General features: G+C 66.5%; 15 protein-coding genes. 4 read left to right on the plus strand and 11 right to left on the minus strand.

The genetic code is table 11. From position 1 onward, the window contains the following. Positions 1-90 precede the first annotated feature (90 nt). The 3 genes from M1248_RS03965 to M1248_RS03975 form a co-directional block, all read right to left on the minus strand. A complete protein-coding gene (locus M1248_RS03965) occupies positions 91-417 on the minus strand; it encodes an ArsR/SmtB family transcription factor (RefSeq protein ID WP_163725710.1) in 327 nt (108 codons plus the stop codon). Next, positions 414-908: an SRPBCC family protein gene (locus tag M1248_RS03970; protein WP_317147592.1), complete on the minus strand. Its 495-nt coding sequence runs from the start codon at positions 906-908 to the stop codon at positions 414-416. The genes M1248_RS03965 and M1248_RS03970 overlap by 4 nt, the downstream gene beginning before the upstream one ends. Before the next feature lie 69 nt (positions 909-977). Then, positions 978-1,988: a methionine synthase gene (locus M1248_RS03975; RefSeq protein ID WP_317147593.1), complete on the minus strand. Its 1,011-nt coding sequence runs from the start codon at positions 1,986-1,988 to the stop codon at positions 978-980. A gap of 53 nt (positions 1,989-2,041) precedes the next feature. Here M1248_RS03975 and M1248_RS03980 point away from each other — a divergent pair, with 53 nt between their 5' ends. Beyond that, positions 2,042-2,683 (plus strand): sensor domain-containing protein, encoded by a 642-nt coding sequence (locus M1248_RS03980; protein ID WP_317147594.1) that lies wholly within the window; start codon positions 2,042-2,044, stop codon positions 2,681-2,683. 6 nt (positions 2,684-2,689) lie between these two features. Here M1248_RS03980 and mnmA read toward each other — a convergent pair whose 3' ends face one another. The 7 genes from mnmA to M1248_RS04015 all read right to left on the minus strand — a co-directional run bounded on the left by mnmA (position 2,690) and on the right by M1248_RS04015 (position 9,435). Further along, complete coding sequence (mnmA, locus tag M1248_RS03985) at positions 2,690-3,757, minus strand: tRNA 2-thiouridine(34) synthase MnmA (protein ID WP_317147595.1); 1,068 nt, start codon at positions 3,755-3,757, stop codon at positions 2,690-2,692. After that, the gene (locus tag M1248_RS03990) at positions 3,757-4,977 is read right to left on the minus strand and encodes a cysteine desulfurase family protein (RefSeq protein WP_163725695.1); all 1,221 of its coding nucleotides are present in this window, start codon (positions 4,975-4,977) and stop codon (positions 3,757-3,759) included. The genes mnmA and M1248_RS03990 overlap by 1 nt, the downstream gene beginning before the upstream one ends. Before the next feature lie 47 nt (positions 4,978-5,024). Next, complete coding sequence (locus M1248_RS03995) at positions 5,025-5,864, minus strand: lysophospholipid acyltransferase family protein (RefSeq protein WP_317147596.1); 840 nt, start codon at positions 5,862-5,864, stop codon at positions 5,025-5,027. Further along, on the minus strand, positions 5,861-6,718 hold the full coding sequence (locus M1248_RS04000) for a GNAT family N-acetyltransferase (protein ID WP_317147597.1): 858 nt from the start codon (positions 6,716-6,718) through the stop codon (positions 5,861-5,863). Before M1248_RS04000 ends, M1248_RS03995 begins: the two co-directional genes overlap by 4 nt. A 126-nt stretch (positions 6,719-6,844) precedes the next feature. Next, entirely contained in the window at positions 6,845-7,510 is a 666-nt protein-coding gene (locus M1248_RS04005; RefSeq protein WP_317147598.1) for a nitroreductase, read from the minus strand. Between the two features lie 118 nt (positions 7,511-7,628). Further along, the gene (locus M1248_RS04010) at positions 7,629-8,585 is read right to left on the minus strand and encodes an electron transfer flavoprotein subunit alpha/FixB family protein (RefSeq protein ID WP_163725687.1); all 957 of its coding nucleotides are present in this window, start codon (positions 8,583-8,585) and stop codon (positions 7,629-7,631) included. A 55-nt stretch (positions 8,586-8,640) separates the two neighbouring features. Beyond that, on the minus strand, positions 8,641-9,435 hold the full coding sequence (locus tag M1248_RS04015) for an electron transfer flavoprotein subunit beta/FixA family protein (protein WP_163725684.1): 795 nt from the start codon (positions 9,433-9,435) through the stop codon (positions 8,641-8,643). Positions 9,436-9,630: 195 nt separating this feature from the next. Between M1248_RS04015 and M1248_RS04020 the strand changes: the two genes are divergently transcribed. Genes M1248_RS04020 through M1248_RS04030 form a run of 3 tightly spaced genes read left to right on the plus strand, consistent with a single transcriptional unit; the run spans position 9,631 to position 13,168 of the window. Continuing rightward, positions 9,631-10,407, plus strand: a complete 777-nt coding sequence (locus tag M1248_RS04020) for a class I SAM-dependent methyltransferase (RefSeq protein WP_317147599.1) — start codon at positions 9,631-9,633, stop codon at positions 10,405-10,407. Next, on the plus strand, positions 10,404-11,930 hold the full coding sequence (locus M1248_RS04025) for a glycoside hydrolase family 57 protein (protein ID WP_317147600.1): 1,527 nt from the start codon (positions 10,404-10,406) through the stop codon (positions 11,928-11,930). The genes M1248_RS04020 and M1248_RS04025 overlap by 4 nt, the downstream gene beginning before the upstream one ends. Further along, complete coding sequence (locus M1248_RS04030; protein WP_317147601.1) at positions 11,927-13,168, plus strand: glycosyltransferase family 4 protein; 1,242 nt, start codon at positions 11,927-11,929, stop codon at positions 13,166-13,168. The genes M1248_RS04025 and M1248_RS04030 overlap by 4 nt, the downstream gene beginning before the upstream one ends. On the opposite strand, the gene M1248_RS04035 is transcribed toward M1248_RS04030, so the two are convergent. Next, positions 13,165-16,329 (minus strand): ATP-binding protein, encoded by a 3,165-nt coding sequence (locus M1248_RS04035; RefSeq protein ID WP_317147602.1) that lies wholly within the window; start codon positions 16,327-16,329, stop codon positions 13,165-13,167. The two genes, M1248_RS04030 and M1248_RS04035, sit on opposite strands and share 4 nt — an antisense overlap. Positions 16,330-16,350 lie beyond the last annotated feature (21 nt).

Consider the following 16,350-nt stretch of genomic DNA (forward strand, 5'->3'; position numbering starts at 1 on the left):
AATCGACGTTGTCGTCGGTGCATTGTTGCACGCGGCGGGCGTGCGTTGCGGATCTGGTCGGCGATCGTGCGAAGAACGTGACGCAGGCCGCTATTTATCGTCGACGAAAGTTCGCAATCGGTCAATTGCTTTGTCCCATCGTTGCGACAACGCATTCAGATATTCGCTGGCATCGGCAAGGGGCTTCGGTTCCATCTGCCAGATCCGTTCCCTACCGTGACGCCGACTGCTCACCAAGCCCACCGTCTCCAGGAGCAACAGATGCTTGGTCGCCGCCTGTCGGCTAACAGATACCACCGTGGTGACTTCGGTCGTCGAGCACGGCCCGCCGTCGCACAGGCGGGTGATGATGCGCAGGCGGTTCGGGTCGCCCAAGGCGTCGAACAACGGCGCCCTGGCGACGACCGACGTACTCATACCTTCTCGCTGAGGGCCAGGTACTTGCGGATCAATTCGGTCTGCGCCGACCAGCCTTCGCTGTTGCCCTCGAACGCCGACTGCCTGCGCTCAGCGGGGATGGCGTCGAAACCGGATTCGACGATGCGCAGCAGCACTCCGTCGACGGTGTCTTCGAGGGTGAACTCGACCAGAGTCGTCGGCTCGTCCGCGTAGTCGGCGCCGTCCTCGACCCCGAACGGATGCCAACGGAATGCGAGCCGTCGTTGCGGTTCTACCGCGACGATGTGCCAGGGGTCCGCCTTTCCGGCGTGTGGCTGCTGCGCCTTGGCGACATCCTCGTCGACCGTCGTCGGGGTGATCGTCCCCATCACCGAGGTGCCCGGCTCGAACGGTCCGTCGAAGCGCACACCGAACCACTTGCCGAACTCGTCGGCGTCGCTGATTGCGCGCCAGACTCGGTCCAGCGGGGCTTTCAACAGAACTTCCTTCTCGATCCGATCTGGATTCATGTGCAACCTCCTGGTTGCTTGTCACGTTAGCGACGACCGCGTCGACATGCAACCTTTGAGTTGCTTGTCTTAGATCGCGTCCGGATCCTCGGCGAACGCATCGGCCGCCTTCTGCGCGAGTTCGATGGCGATCCGGGCCCATTCCGGGGTGGCCCCCGCCAGCCCGCACGCGGGCGTCGCGCCGATCCGCTCACGCAGCACCGACCGTGGGAAACCGAGTCGGTCGGTGACGGTGACCGCTGCCCTGGCGATTTCTTCGATCGTCGGGCGTGCGGCGGGCGCGGTCGACGGCACAGCCCCGAGCAGAACGGTGCGTCCGCTTTCGACGAACTCACCGATTCCGTCGAGGTCGCCAGCGGAGAGTGTGGACGCATCGACCGAGACCGCATGGACAGCGCTGCGCTGCAACAGCTTCCACGGCAGATCGGCAGCGCAACTGTGCAACACCACCTCGGCGCCCGTGGTCGCGATGCAGTCGTCGATCAGCCCGATCGCGATGGGTTCATCGACCGGATGCACGGGCGACAGACTGGTCACCCCGGTGAGACGGCCGAGCAGCGCTGCGGGCAACAGCGGCTCGTCGAACTGCACCACCACCGTGGTGTCCAACCGTCTGGCGACCTCGGCCCGATGCTGCGCCACGCCCTCCCCTAGCGAGGCGGCCAGGTCGCGCACCGCGCCCGCGTCGGTGATGGCGCGATGTCCACCGGAAAGCTCAAGCTGCGCCGCCAATGTGATGGGGCCCGGGGCTTGAATTTTGACGATGCGGTTGCCGCCCCGCAGACCGGCGTTCTCCCACGCCTCCTCCAGCGCGTCGAGGTCCTCGTTGAGCAGGCTGACGGCGCGGCGTACCACCGAGCTACGGCCAGGGGCGATCCGGTAACCGCGCGGCACGGTGTCGATCCCGATATCGACCAGCAGTGCACCGGCCCGACCGATGATGTCTGCACCAACGCCGCGGTCGGGCAGCTCAACGAGATGCGGCAGGGTGTGCAATTCGCCGACGACGATTTCTGCGGCCTGGCGGGGCGATGTGCCCGGCCATGATCCGATGCCGGTGGCGGCGGCGAAAACACTCACTCGGTGAACAGTATTCGATGGGGCTAGTCTCGATCAGGAAGGGGAGGTTGGTCATGCCCAAAGCGACCAGGTCGTTTCTGGTCTCGGGTGTGGCGGCCCTTCTGGTTGCGGGGTGCACGCAGTCGATCACCGGATCCGCGGTGCGGGCGGTCCCCGGTCTCGACGACGATTCGCTGTCTCCGGTCGACGTCGAGACGGTGGTTCTCGACCAAGCGCAGATGCGCGCGATCACCGGGGCGGGCGAGGACCTTTCGATCATCCCGAGCATGGACGGCAAAATTCCTGTCGACGTCGAACCGTTCGTCAAAGGCGCTCCCCCGCAATGTGAATGGCTGTTCGCCGACTCGCAGACGTTCGGCCCCGACGTGGAGGAGTTCCACAAGACCACGTTCCAAAATCCCCCCGACGGCGCCCTCATCTCAGAAGGCGTGGCGGCCTATCGCGACGCCGAGAGCGCCCGGGCCGCCTTCGATAGCCTCGTCGGCCGAGTCGACGCTTGCGGCTCAACCGCTTTGGGGTCGGCGCTGGTCGGTGAATGGACAAGCGGCAGAGACACCCTGACGATGCGGTCGGGGGCCTGCGGACGGGACTACCGCGTCAAATCGGTGGTGATGGTGGAGGTCACCTTCTGTCACTTCCCCGGCTCGGTGCCCGACATCGTGATGACGAACATCCTCGGGAATGTGCCGGAGTGATCGCCGTCAGCGCGTGATGGTCGCGCTACCCAGCACTTCGTCGCCGTCGGGATCGGGGCGGTAGAGGACCATCGTCTGCCCCGCTGCAACGCCTCGAATCGGGGCGCGCAGCTCGACGGCCAGGCGGCCGTCGCGCAGTTCGGCGACGCCGTCACCGATCCCACCGTGCGCGCGCACCTGCACCTGGCATTCCATCGGGCCGGTCGGGGCGTCGCCCGATGGGAACACCGGCCGTTCACCGGTCAGCGACCACACGTCGAGATCCGCGGCGTTGCCGACATACACCGTGCCGGTTTCGGCGTCGATACCGGTGACATATCGCGGCTTTCCGTCGGCCCCGGGTCCGGCGATGCCGAGGCCCTTGCGCTGGCCGACGGTGAACCCGTGCACGCCGTCGTGCTCGGCGAGCACCGTTCCGCCGGAGTCGACGACTGTGCCGCGACGGACCCCGATTCGGGCGCCGAGAAATGCGCGCGTGTCTCCGGAGGGAATGAAGCAGATATCGTGGCTGTCCGGCTTTTCGGCAACGGCGAGTCCCCGGCTCGCAGCCTCCTCACGAATCTGCGGCTTGGGGGTGTCACCAACGGGAAACACTGCGTGGCGCAACTGCTCGGCGGTCAATACCGCCAAGACGTAGGACTGGTCTTTGTCGGCATCGACGGCGCGACGCAGCCGTCCGCCCGACAGCCGCGCGTAATGACCCGTTGCCACGGCGTCGAACCCCAGCGCGAGCGCACGAGCCGCCAACGCGGAGAACTTGATTCGCTCATTGCACCGCACGCACGGATTCGGCGTCTCACCACGCGCGTAGGACGACACAAAGTCGTCGACCACGTCTTCCTTGAATCGATCCGCGAAATCCCAGACGTAGAACGGGATATCGAGCACATCGGCGACCCGTCGGGCGTCTCCGGCGTCCTCCTTGGAGCAGCAGCCCCGCGATCCGGTGCGCAACGTGCCGGGAGCCGACGACAGCGCAAGGTGCACGCCCACCACGTCGTGTCCGGCGTCGACCATCCGGGCGGCTGCGACCGAGGAGTCCACGCCGCCGCTCATCGCTACGAGCACCCGCACTAGTCGGCCGCTCCCAAACTGGCCAGCGCCGCCTGTCGCGCCCGCTCGACCGCGGCGGGCAGGACTGCCAGCGCGGCCTCGACATCGGATTCAGTGCTGGTGTGGCCCAACGACAGTCGCAGTGAGCCGCGAGCGCTGGCGGGGTCGGCGCCCATCGCAATCAGCACGTGGGAGGGTTGGGCGACGCCGGCGGTGCACGCCGAACCTGTCGAGCACTCAACCCCTTTGGCATCCAACAGCATCAGCAGCGAGTCGCCTTCGCAGCCGCGGAATGTGAAGTGGGTGTTGCCGGGCAGGCGGTCGCTGCCCGTCGCACCATTGAGGTGCACATCGTCAATGCTCGACAGCACGCCGTCGATCAGGCGGTCGCGCAGTTCGGTGACGCGTACGCTGTTGGCTTCCAGGCCTTCTACCGCGATCCGCGCTGCGGCGGCCATGGCGACGGCTCCGGCGACATCCGGTGTACCCGAACGCACATCGCGTTCTTGTCCCCCGCCGTGCAACAACGGCACACAGGTCGTGTCGCGGCGCAACAGCAAGGCCCCCACACCGGTGGGCCCGCCGAATTTGTGCCCGGCGATGCTCATCGCCGACAGTCCGCTAGCAGCAAAGTCGACCGGTATCTGACCCACCGCCTGAACGGCGTCGCTGTGCATCGGGATGTCGAATTCGGCAGCGATCGCAGCCAGTTTCGCGATCGGCATGATTGTGCCGACTTCGTTGTTTGCCCACATGACCGTCACCAGCGCCACGTCGTCGTGGTCCCGCAACGCATCCCGCAGCGCCGACGGTGATATCGATCCATCGGCCTCGACGGGCAGCCAGGTCACGTCGGCGCCTTCGTGTTCGACGAGCCACTCGACGGCGTCGAGCACGGCGTGGTGCTCAACCGGAGTGGTGATGATGCGCCGGCGGCGCGGGTCGCTGTCTCGCCGCGCCCAGTAGATGCCCTTGACCGCCAGGTTGTCACTCTCGGTTCCACCGGCGGTGAAGATCACCTCGGACGGCCGAGCGCCCAGTAGCTTGGCGAGCGTCTCGCGGGCCTCCTCCATGCGGCGGCGGGCGGTCCGCCCGGTGCCGTGCAGTGACGACGCGTTACCGACGGTCGCCAGGACTGACGTCATCGCCTCGATGGCCCCGGGGTGCATCGGGGTGGTGGCGGCGTGATCCAGATAGACCGGCAGCGCGCCGCTGGGGCGAGGATCATCTGGCGAGGTCATAGCCGTTCCATGGTAGCGGCCTCTGACCGGCCGACCAGATCCCGTGGTCAGGCCACCAAGGCGTGACCGTGTCCGCGGCGTGCAACACGCGTTACGTCCCCACGCACGGCCGATTCGCAGCGGTTGGCCAGGTCCCGGCGATCGGCGCCCGGCAACTGCAGGGATTCGACGTGCACCCGCACGATGGTGCGCTGTGCGGTGATGAGCCGTTTGATGGACGCGAGCAGCGTGTCTTCACCGACGTAGGCGGCGATCGTCGACGGCTGGCCGTCGCGACCGTGGTAGCTCAGCCGCAGCGGTTGAACCGGCCTGCCCGCATCGACGGCGGCCTGGAACATCGCAGGCCGGAACTGGCCGTACGCCACGCCGCACCAGGTCGTGCCCTCGGGAAAGGCGACGACCGTCTGTCCGGCCTGCAACCGGACGGCGATCATGGAAACGACGTCGGGCAGGCGCCGCAGGTTATCCCGGTCGATCGGGATCACCTTCATCAGCCGCGCCAGGAACCCGAGCCCGGGCCAGTTGATCATCTCGGACTTGGCGACGAACCGACCCGGCAGCACGGAGCCGATCGCGAAGATGTCGACCCACGACACATGGCCGCTGACCACCAGCACGCCCTGCAGGTTTCGAATCGGCCCGCCGGACACCGTGATTCGCACGCCCAAACAGCGCAGCATCAGACGGCAATAGCTTCGCTGCACATGGGAGCGACCCGGCACCGGAATGGCGAGCAGCGGAACGGCGGTCAGAAGCAGGAACGCGAACGTGGCACGTATCGCGACGCGCCACGCGACGATCACACGCTGGCCTGCAGGCGCCTCTGTCGCGGCTACGCAGCTGGCGTCGCACGTGGCGCGCGGCAGCCAGGGGCTGTCGGCGCTCATGACGTCATCCCGTCTGCCATCGCGCTCGCCGCACCCACCGATCTCAGGCGTCTGAGATACCGGATATCCGCCCGGCGTTTGTCCAGCAAGGCCGGGAAGTCGCCGACGCCGAAGTCCGGGTCGTGGGCCGGATCGCCGCAAACCTGCGCGCCGAGCCGCAGATAGCCGCGCATCAGCGCCGGTATGGACACCCGCGCGGGCGCATCGATGTCGTCCAGGCCCTTACCGTCGACCGTCACCGGCCGGTACGGATACACCGTGTATTCGGCGGGAGCGGCGTGGCGGCGGCGGACGAAATCGCGCACGCCGCGGATCTGGCTGCCCGGCGCGGTGTACTCAGCACCCGCGACCGGTACCGATACGCAGCCGGCCACGTAGTCGTAGCCACAGCGGTCCAGGTAGGCCAGGATGCCTGCCCACATCAGCAGCACGACGCCGCCGTTGCGGTGATCCTCGCGAACCACGGCGCGGCCCATCTCGACCAGTGAGGGCCGCAGCGCATCGAGGCCCCGGACGTCGAATTCGGTTGCGGTGTAAAGGCCTCCGGCGGCGATGGCGCCGGGCGGCGGGAGCATGCGGTAACAGCCGACGATTTCGCCGGAGTTGTCCTCGCGAACCAGCAGATGGTCGCAGTGCTCGTCGAAGCCGTCGGTGTCCAGGCCTGCCTGAAATTCCGGGCTGTCTCCGATGAGCGCAAATCCGGGCTCGGAGGTGAACACGTCGTGACGGAGGCGCTGGGCGGATTCGATGAGCGCGGGGTCGGTGGACAGCAACAAGGTGTAGCGCGGCATTGCGGAGGCGGATGCGCGGGTGTCGGTGTCGTCGGGGGCGATGAGTACAGACGCTCTGCTCATGGCTGAACGGTCGCGTGGTTGCATCTCCGGACGGCATCGGGCGCGTGACGCGTCCGTGAGCGCTAGGTGACGAGTTGGGAGCATCTGTGCGCAAGAACACACTTTTACGAGGCAACCCGAAATAGCTCAGCTGTCCAGAAACACGACGCTCTCCCCGACGGGGTTGCGCGGCGTCCGCAACCGGTTGGCGGGAAACCCCGGGTCGGCGTAACCCACCGCGAGGCCGCACAGGATCTGCAGATCGTCCGGGATGTCCAGTTGCTCGCGCAGTACGTCGGGAAAATGGGCGACCGACACCTGCAGGCACGTTCCGACGCCACGTTCGGTGAGGGCGAGCACCAGTGTCTGCAGGAACATCCCGACGGCGAGGCTGTCGGCGTGCCCCAGATCGCGGTGCATGCAGACCACGCCCGCCACCGGGGCGCGGAAGAACTCCCAGTTGCACAGCTGCGCAATGCGGCGACCCTCGCCGTCGTTTCGCTCGATGCCCATGGATCCGTACACCAGGGCACCGATCTCCCGGCGCAGGCGAGCGAAGCTCTCCGGCAGGCCCACCGTCGCGGGATATCCGGTCGACGCCTGCGCCAGCAGAGCTTCAACGAGGCGGTCTCGGCGCGGGCCCGTCGCCAGGAAGAGCCGCCAGGGCTGAATGTTGGAGTTCGAGGGCGCCCGTGTCGCCAGCGCGAGCGCCTCGTCGAGCAGCTCGCGCGGGACCGGCCTGTCGCGCAGGAACATTCGGATCGAATGACGTTCCTGCACGATTTTGGCCAACTCGCTGGCGGATTCGGTCACACGACCAGCTTGGCACCGCCCGCTTTCGGCCGAACCCTTGAAATTCCGTAGTCGAACGCGAACGCAAAAACCCCCGAACGCGCAAAGCACGTCGGGGGTTTCGCGGAGCGCTACGGAATCAGCCCTTGCGAGCCTTGACCTTCTCGGTCAGCTGCGGCGCGACCTTGAACAGGTCGCCGACGATGCCGAGGTCGGCGATCTCGAAGATCGGCGCCTCTTCGTCCTTGTTCACCGCGATGATCGTCTTGGACGTCTGCATACCCGCGCGGTGCTGGATCGCTCCCGAGATGCCCAATGCGATATACAGCTGCGGGGACACGGTCTTGCCGGTCTGGCCCACCTGGAACTGGCCCGGGTAGTAGCCGGAGTCGACCGCGGCGCGCGAGGCGCCGACCGCGGCGCCGAGCGAGTCGGCCAACTCCTCGACCACGTTGAAGTTCTCGGCGCTGCCGACACCACGGCCGCCCGACACCACGACGGTGGCCTCGGTGAGCTCCGGGCGGTCGCCGGCCACGGCCGGTTCGCGCTTGGTGATCTTGGTCGCGTTCTCGGCCTGCGCCGGGACCTCGACGCTGACGACCTCGCCCGCGCCGTCGGCGGGTTCAGCCTCAATGGCACCGGGGCGCACGGTGATGACGGCCAGTTCGCCGGTGGACTCGGCCTCGACGGTGTACGCGCCACCGAAGATGGAGTGGATGGCCTTGCCGCCCTCCTGGACCTCCACGACGTCGGTCAGCACACCCGCGCCGATGCGCGCGGCCAGCCGGCCCCCGATCTCCTTGCCGTCCGCGGACGCGGCCAGCACCACACCGGCCGGGCTGGCGGACTCGACGAGCGAGGCCAGCACATCCACGTACGGGGTGATGAGGTAGTTGTCGGCGTCATCGGATTCGGCGACATAGATCTTGGCCGCACCGGCGGCCTTGAGAGCGTCGGTCAGTCCTTCGGCCGTGCCCGGCTTGCCGACCACAACAGCGGCGGGCTCGCCCAATTTACGTGCGGCGGTGATCAGTTCGGCGGTGACCTTCTTCGGGGCACCTTCAGCGTGCTCGACGAGCACAAGTACTTCAGCCATTGGTCTTCGATGTCTTTCTGGGTTCTATTCGGCGAGGAAATTCGGAATGTTCTGCTCAGATGATCTTTTGAGCGACGAGGTACTCGGCAACCTTCGCGCCACCTTCGCCTTCGTCAGTGACCTTCTCGCCCGCGGTCTTCGGCGGCTTCGGGGTCGACGAGTTCACCTTCGTACCGGCGTTGGCGACGCCCACCTCATCGGCCTCGACACCGATCTCAGCCAGCGTCAGCGTCGTGACTTCCTTCTTCTTCGCGGCCATGATGCCCTTGAAGGACGGGAAGCGCGGCTCGTTGATCTTCTCGTTCACGCTGACCACAGCGGGCAGCGACGCCTCGACGGTGAAGACACCGTCGTCGGTTTCGCGCTCGCCGGTGACCTTGCCGCCCTCGACGGCCACCTTGCGCAGGTGGGTGAGCTGCGGCAGGCCCAGGTACTCGGCCACGATCGCGGGCACCGCGCCGCCGACGCCGTCGGTGGCCTCATTACCGGCGATGACCAGTTCCGTGCCTTCGATCGTGCCCAGCGCGCGGGCGAGGGCCCACCCGGTCTGGACCATGTCGGATCCGTGCATGCCCTCGTCGACGAGGTGCACCGCCTTGTCGGCGCCCATTGACAGCGCCTTGCGAATCGCTTCGGTCGCCCGCTCCGGTCCGGCTGTGAGCACCGTCACAGTTCCGCCCGCGTCACCTTCTCGCTCCTTGATCAGCAGCGCCTCCTCGACGGCGCGCTCGTTGATCTCGTCGAGCACGGCGTCGGCCGCTTCACGGTCGAGGGTGAAATCGCCGTCGGACAGCTTGCGCTCCGACCAGGTGTCAGGGACCTGCTTGATCAGGACCACGATGTTCGTCATGAGTCTGGTTCGTCCTCCTCGAAGGGGCCGATGACCGGCCCGCAATACCACGTTTCAAGCAATCACCATCATGTTACTCGCGGGTAACTTTTGGTGGTTCGCAGGAACACCATAGCTGGTCGAAGTTTGTGTTCTAGCAGCACGTAGGCGGTGAACAGTTCGCCAGTGAGCCGTTTCACGTTAGCCTGCCTTCCAATGAGCGCATTCGTCACCGATGGTCCGGACCTGCCTTTGACCGGCGAACGCACGGTTCCGGGCCTCGCGGAGGAGAACTACTGGTTCCGCCGCCATGAGGTCGTCTATGAACGGCTGGCCAGTCTTTGCGCGGATCGCGACGTTCTCGAAGCCGGCTGCGGCGAGGGCTACGGCGCCGATCTGATCGCCGATGTCGCGAACACTGTCATCGGCCTGGACTACGACGACTCGGCTGTCGCGCACGTCCGCGCCCGCTATCCGCGGGTCGACATCCGCCAGGGAAACCTGGCTGAGCTCCCGCTTGCCGACGCAGCGGTGGATGTGGTGGTCAACTTTCAGGTGATCGAACATCTCTGGGATCAAGGGCAATTCGTTGCGGAATGCCGGCGTGTGCTGCGCCCCGGCGGCGTGCTGTTGATGTCGACACCGAACCGGATCACCTTCTCCCCCGGCCGCGACACCCCGATAAACCCGTTCCACACTCGGGAACTCAATGCCAGCGAGTTGTCCGAACTGGTCTCCGGTGAGGGCTTTTCGGTGGAGTCGATGCTGGGCGTGTTCCACGGGCCGAGGCTGCTCGAGCTCGACGGCCGCCATGGTGGATCGATCATCGACGCCCAGATCGCGCGTGCGCTCGCGGACGCGCCGTGGCCCGCCGATCTGCTCGATGACGTCACCTCGGTGACGACGGCGGACTTCGACCTCGTCGACGCCGAGGACGGCGACCGCAATATCGACGACTGCCTCGACCTGGTTGCGATCGCGGTGCGGCCATGACCAGCTCGGAGCTGGTGCCCGGGCAGTTCACGCTCGTCCTCCACACCCACCTGCCCTGGCTCGCCCATCACGGACGCTGGCCCGTCGGCGAGGAGTGGCTCTATCAATCGTGGGCGGCGGCCTACATCCCGCTGATGCGTGTCCTGCGCAGGCTCGCCGCCGAGGACCGTCGCCACCTGGTGACCCTGGGCATGACGCCGGTCGTCACCGCACAACTCGACGACCCCTACTGCCTGACAGGGATGAACCACTGGCTGGCGAACTGGGGCTTGCGCGCCCTCGAGGCAACAACGCTCGGTGATCCGCTGCGGCAGTTCGGTGTTCGCGAGCAGGCCGAGGCTGAGCGCGCACTCGACGACTTCTCGACACTGTGGGCGCATGGCGGCAGCCCGCTGTTGCGCGAGCTCATCGATGCCGAGGCCATCGAACTGCTCGGCGGACCGCTCTCGCATCCGTTCCAGCCGCTGTTGAACCCGCGACTGCGCGAGTTCGCCCTGAGGGAAGGACTCGCCGACGCCCATCAGCGGTTCGCCCATACGCCCGGCGGGATTTGGGCGCCGGAATGCGCCTACGCGCCGGGGATGGAAATCGACTACGCCGCAGCGGGTATCGGCCATTTCATGGTCGACGGGCCGTCGCTGCACGGGGACACCGCGTTGGGCCGGCCGGTCGCCTCGTCGAATGTGGTGGCGTTCGGACGTGACCTGCAGGTCAGCTATCGGGTGTGGTCACCGAAGTCTGGCTACCCCGGCCACGCCGCGTACCGCGACTTCCACACCTACGACCACACGACGGGCCTGAAACCGGCACGCGTCACCGGCCGCAACGTCGACTCCGACGCGAAGGCGCCGTACGACCCGGACCGAGCGGACAGCGCAGTCGACGGTCATGTAGCCGACTTCGTCTCGCATGTGCGCCAGCGGCTCATCAACGAGAGCGAGCGGATCGGCAGGCCCGCACACGTGATCGCGGCTTTCGACACCGAGTTGTTCGGGCATTGGTGGTACGAGGGGCCCGTCTGGCTGGAGCGGGTGTTGCGGGCGCTGCCCGAGGCCGGGGTTCGGGTCGGCACCCTGTCCGACGCCATCGCGGACGGTTTCGTGGGTTCCCCTGTCGAATTGCCGCCAAGCTCTTGGGGTTCCGGCAAGGACTGGCAGGTGTGGGCCGGCGAGCAGGTGGCTGACCTCGTCCAGTTGAACAGCGAAGTCGTCGACACCGCACTGACGACAGTGGACAAGACGCTCGGTGACACCGACACCCCGCCGGCCCGCAACTTCGTCGCCGACCAGATCCTGCGAGAAACGCTGCTGACAGTCTCCAGCGACTGGCCGTTCATGGTCAGCAAGGACTCGGCCGCGGATTATGCGCGGTATCGCGCGCACCTGCACGCCCACGCCACCCGCGAGATCGCCGTCGCGATGGCGTCGGGCCGCGAGGAGCACGCACAACGACTCGCCAACGGATGGAACCGGGCGGACGGCCTGTTCGGTGCGCTCGACGCACGAAGACTCCCACGACCGTGAAGATTTTGATGGTGTCGTGGGAATACCCGCCCGTGGTCATCGGCGGACTAGGACGCCACGTGCATCACCTCGCGACGGCGCTCGCCGAGGCCGGCCACGAGGTCGTGGTACTCAGCCGCCGTCAGTCCGGCACGGACCCCAGCACGCACCCGTCGACCGACGAGATCGCCGAGGGCGTAAGGGTTGTCGCCGCGGCCCAGGATCCGCACGAGTTCGACTTCGGCACCGACATGATGGCCTGGACGCTGGCAATGGGCCATGCGATGGTCCGGACCGGATTGGCGATCAAGGGTCCCCGCGCCAAGCCATGGCGACCCGACGTGGTGCACGCCCACGACTGGCTCGTCGCGCATCCAGCGATCGCGCTGGCCGAATACTTCGACGTCCCCCTGGTATCCACCATCCACGCGACCGAGGCGGGTAGGCATTCGGGGTGGGTTTCGGGAGCGATCAGCCGACAGGTGCACGCCGTCGAGTCGTGGCTGGTTCACGAATCCGACTCGCTGATCACGTGTTCGGCATCGATGAGCGACGAGATCACCGAGCTGTTCGGACCGGGTCTCGCCGAGACCCGGGTCATCCGCAACGGAATCGATGCCGCGCGCTGGCCGTTCGCAAAACGGCGTCCGCGTACCGGGCCGCCTCACCTGGTGTTCGTAGGTCGCCTCGAATACGAGAAGGGCATCCACGACCTGATCGCGGCGATGCCCCGCATCCGGCGCACCCATCCCGGTACGACGTTGACGGTGGCGGGCACCGGCACGCAGCAGACGTGGCTCGTCCAGCAGGCGCGAAAGCACAAGGTGCTCAAGGCCACAACGTTCGTCGGCCATCTCGATCACGAGCAGCTCGTGCGACTGTTGCACACCGCCGACGCCGCCGTGCTGCCCAGCCACTACGAACCGTTCGGCATCGTTGCTCTCGAGGCGGCCGCGACGGGTATTCCATTGGTGACGTCTGATGTCGGCGGCCTGGGCGAGGCGGTGATCGACGGTCAGACCGGAACGTCGTTCGCCCCGCGCGATATCGCCGGCCTGGCCGCGGCGGTACGCACCGTGCTCGATCACCCCGATCGGGCGCAACGCATGGCGGTCGCCGCACGGGAACGCCTTAATGCGGCCTTCGCCTGGCACACCGTTGCAGACGAGACTGCCCAGGTCTACGTGGCCGCGAAACGTGGTGAGCGCCAACCTCATCGGCGCCGCCCCATCGTCGAACACGCCCTGTCCGATCGCTAGGTCATCGTCGCTGCAATAGCGGTGTGCCCTTCGAAACCGAGGGCATTCGCCATATTCCGGTACCTGTCGGCAAACCCTCGGTAGCCGCCTTCATCGCCGTGCGCTCGCGCAAGCAACGCGCGCATGCGTAGCAACGGCAATTCGTGCAGGACGAAACCGGGGTCGACGGGGACGGCGGCTAGACGCTCCATCGCGTTGCCCGCCTCCATGAGGTCGACTTGTCCTCCGCGGCGCAGAAGCAACTCGACGAGAGTTGCGACCGCCGGCCCCCTCGAGGTCATGTCTCCCGAATCGAAGCACAAGTCGACCGCGCTGCGCGCCATCTGCACCGCGCCGTCGATGTCGCCGATACGGGCCTTCTCCTTGGCGAACTCGGTGCTCGCGAACCGAACCGCGTCCGTCGCATAACCATGCCTGAGGGAAGCCTCACGATACTTGGACAGCAGTTCCAGCCCAACCGATCGCTGAGCCGCATCACCGTGTACCAAGGCGATGCCACGAGCCAGTCGCGCCATATCGAGCGCAGAGTCATCACCGCATCGCTCGGCGAGCGTCAGCGCTTCGGCGGTCTCCGCCGCCGCCGTCGAGCCTGGCAGAGATGCCGCGTTAACCACAGGGTAGCCGTACTTGAGCAAAATGCCGGAGACGTGGGTTGTAACGTCGATCGAAATGGCCATCTGCGCTGCACGATGAAGATCGTCGCGCCAGCCGTCGATTCCGAGGGCAAGCCGGTTCCCTCCGCGTAACGCCAGCGCCATCGTCAACGGGGAGCCGATTACCACACTGTCCCTCGTAAGATCGCCTTCGGCGAGGTCGATGGCGCGCTGCGCCAACCGCAGCGCTTCGACCACCTCACCGGCCTGCCATTTCGCGTTGCTCGCCGCGACGCACAGTGTGAGCGTCAACGCCGGCTCACTGATCGAGTCCAGCATGGCGCTGCAATCCGACGCGACCTGCGCGGCATCACGCAATCGGTTGTGGAATACCAGGGCCGTCAGCAATCCCCCCATACCGAGCGCCAACGACAGGTTGTCGCCGACCGACGCGCAGAGGGCACGCAGTTCCTCGAACCCGGTGTCCTCGACGCTGCCGCTGAACCGGAAAGTACTGGCGCATAGTGCCGTTCGCGGGCCGATCTGCAGGAAGGGTTTCTCGGGATCGTCGGGAAGCAACCGGTCGGCAACCTCGCGCGCCTGCTGCCAGCCGGTGCGGGCCGCGCGGAAGTCACGAAACTGCGCCCATGCGGCCGCCCGCATATGCCAGTCGAACGCCGCCCGTAGGTCACCCGCCGCTTCGAGATGTTGCGCGATGAGTGCTGCGCTCGGGTCGGGCGCCTCCGGATCGCGCGCTTCAATGACCGTTGCCACCTGCCTGTGCAATTGAGCTCGATCGGCCTTCAACTGTGATTCGTAGGCGACTGTGCGTATCAACGGGTGCCGGAACATGTACTCACTGTTGGCCGTAAACGTCACCTGGTCGATGAGTTCTGCCGCGGTCAGCTCGGCCACGTCGATGTCGTCCACCAGGTGTTCCAACAGGACGGTGTCGAACTGCGAACCGATGACCGACGCAGCAGCCAAGGTGCGTTTCGCGGCGGGTCGCAAACGATCGATGCGCGCGGCGATGGTGGCTTGCAGCGACGCAGGAACCGAAACCTCGGCAGCGTCGCCGTGAAGGACGTAGTCGCCGAGTTCCCCTTCCAGCACGCCTCTTTCAGCCAGATCGCGGACCATTTCCTCCGCGAAAAACGGGTTGCCGGCGGCGCGTGCAGCGATCTGCGTGATCAGCGACGTTACGGTGCTATCTGGGCCGCACAGTTCGGCAGCCAGCTGCGCCGACTCGGAATCGTCCAGCGGCGCAAGCGCTATGCGATGCGCACCCGGCAACTGATTGAGCACGCCGACGTACTCGGGCCGATATGTGAGGAGCAGCATCGCACGCGTCTGTGGGACGACGGCGGCGAACTGCGCGATCATCGCCTCACTGACGGAGTCGATCCAGTGGGTGTCCTCGACGACGTAGACAGCTGGCGTGCTCCCATCGACCGCCGCGGCATTCAGCAGAGCCGCGAGACGTCGACCGCGTGCATCGGGCTCGATAGCGGGCAAGGGGGTTTCGTCGTGGTGAATGCCGAGCAGGTCGTCGAGCAGGACGAGATCTTCAGAGTCCGCCGCTGGCATGCGGCCACGCACGACGGCGCGCGCTGCGGCCGCGTCGAGGCCGCTTATGGCGAAGACATCGCGAAGTAAGCCCGCGGCCGCGTGAAACGGGATCTCCCTTGTGTGTGATTCGCAGCGAGTCGTAAACACGCGACAGGTGCGGTCCACCGCAACCGAAGCGATCTCCCCCGCCATCCGACTCTTACCGATGCCCGGCGGTCCCACCAGACCGACGATGCGGCCCTTGCCCTTCATCGACTGGTCGAGCATCGCGTTGACACTGGTCAATTCCCAGCCGCGACCGACGAGCGTCGACAGTTGACGCGCGGGGCGTTGCGTGGTCGGCCCCGTCGCTAGCAGACGGCGCGCCACGACCGGCGCGTCGGCACCCTTGATCCGTACCTTCTGCGGGTCACCGAGCGTGACAGCGTCGCCGACCATTCTTGCCGTCGACTCGCTGAGCATCACTCCACCCGCGGGTGCCACCGATTCCATCCGCTGTGCCATACCGACCTGCTCGCCAATGGTCGTGTAACTGTTTGGGCCGGAGCCCATTTCGCCGGCGATCACCTCACCTGAGTTCAACCCGATGCGTAGCTTCAACTCGATGCCATCGCGAGGTTCTACGACCATGCCGAGATGCTGTACCCCCTGCTGGATGTCAAGTGCTGCAAGACAGGCGCGAAATGCATGGTCCTCCAGCGCGATCGGCGCACCGAATACCGCCATCAGTCCATCGCCGGTGAACTGACTCACGGTGCCGCCATACCGCTGCACGACCGCGGACGCTTCGCGGATCAGGTCCGTCATGATTTCACGTAGCCGTTCCGCGCCCACCGCGGCAGCAATGTCCATCGAATGGACGAGGTCCGCGAACAGCACCGTCACCTGCTTGTACTCAGCTCGCTGGTCGACGACCAGTGGGGACCCGCAGGAATCACAGAACCGCGCGGCTGCCCGGGCTTCGGCTCCGCAAGCGCGACAGGACACCCCTGTCGTCACCGGAGTGCGTCCTTCACGTCA

Source organism: Mycobacterium sp. 29Ha, from assembly GCF_032883055.1.
In the GTDB taxonomy this organism is placed as follows: Bacteria; Actinomycetota; Actinomycetes; order Mycobacteriales; family Mycobacteriaceae; genus Mycobacterium; species Mycobacterium gallinarum.

Excerpts from the sequence above, each read along its gene's own strand:
- M1248_RS03990 (WP_163725695.1), bottom strand. The coding sequence starts at position 4,977 with ATGACCTCGCCAGATGATCCTCGCCCCAGCGGCGCGCTGCCGGTCTAT.
- M1248_RS03980 (WP_317147594.1), top strand. The coding sequence starts at position 2,042 with ATGCCCAAAGCGACCAGGTCGTTTCTGGTCTCGGGTGTGGCGGCCCTT.
- M1248_RS04015 (WP_163725684.1), bottom strand. The coding sequence starts at position 9,435 with ATGACGAACATCGTGGTCCTGATCAAGCAGGTCCCTGACACCTGGTCG.
- M1248_RS03995 (WP_317147596.1), bottom strand. The coding sequence starts at position 5,864 with ATGAGCGCCGACAGCCCCTGGCTGCCGCGCGCCACGTGCGACGCCAGC.
- M1248_RS04020 (WP_317147599.1), top strand. The coding sequence starts at position 9,631 with ATGAGCGCATTCGTCACCGATGGTCCGGACCTGCCTTTGACCGGCGAA.
- M1248_RS04010 (WP_163725687.1), bottom strand. The coding sequence starts at position 8,585 with ATGGCTGAAGTACTTGTGCTCGTCGAGCACGCTGAAGGTGCCCCGAAG.
- M1248_RS03970 (WP_317147592.1), bottom strand. The coding sequence starts at position 908 with ATGAATCCAGATCGGATCGAGAAGGAAGTTCTGTTGAAAGCCCCGCTG.
- M1248_RS04000 (WP_317147597.1), bottom strand. The coding sequence starts at position 6,718 with ATGAGCAGAGCGTCTGTACTCATCGCCCCCGACGACACCGACACCCGC.
- M1248_RS04025 (WP_317147600.1), top strand. The coding sequence starts at position 10,404 with ATGACCAGCTCGGAGCTGGTGCCCGGGCAGTTCACGCTCGTCCTCCAC.
- M1248_RS03965 (WP_163725710.1), bottom strand. The coding sequence starts at position 417 with ATGAGTACGTCGGTCGTCGCCAGGGCGCCGTTGTTCGACGCCTTGGGC.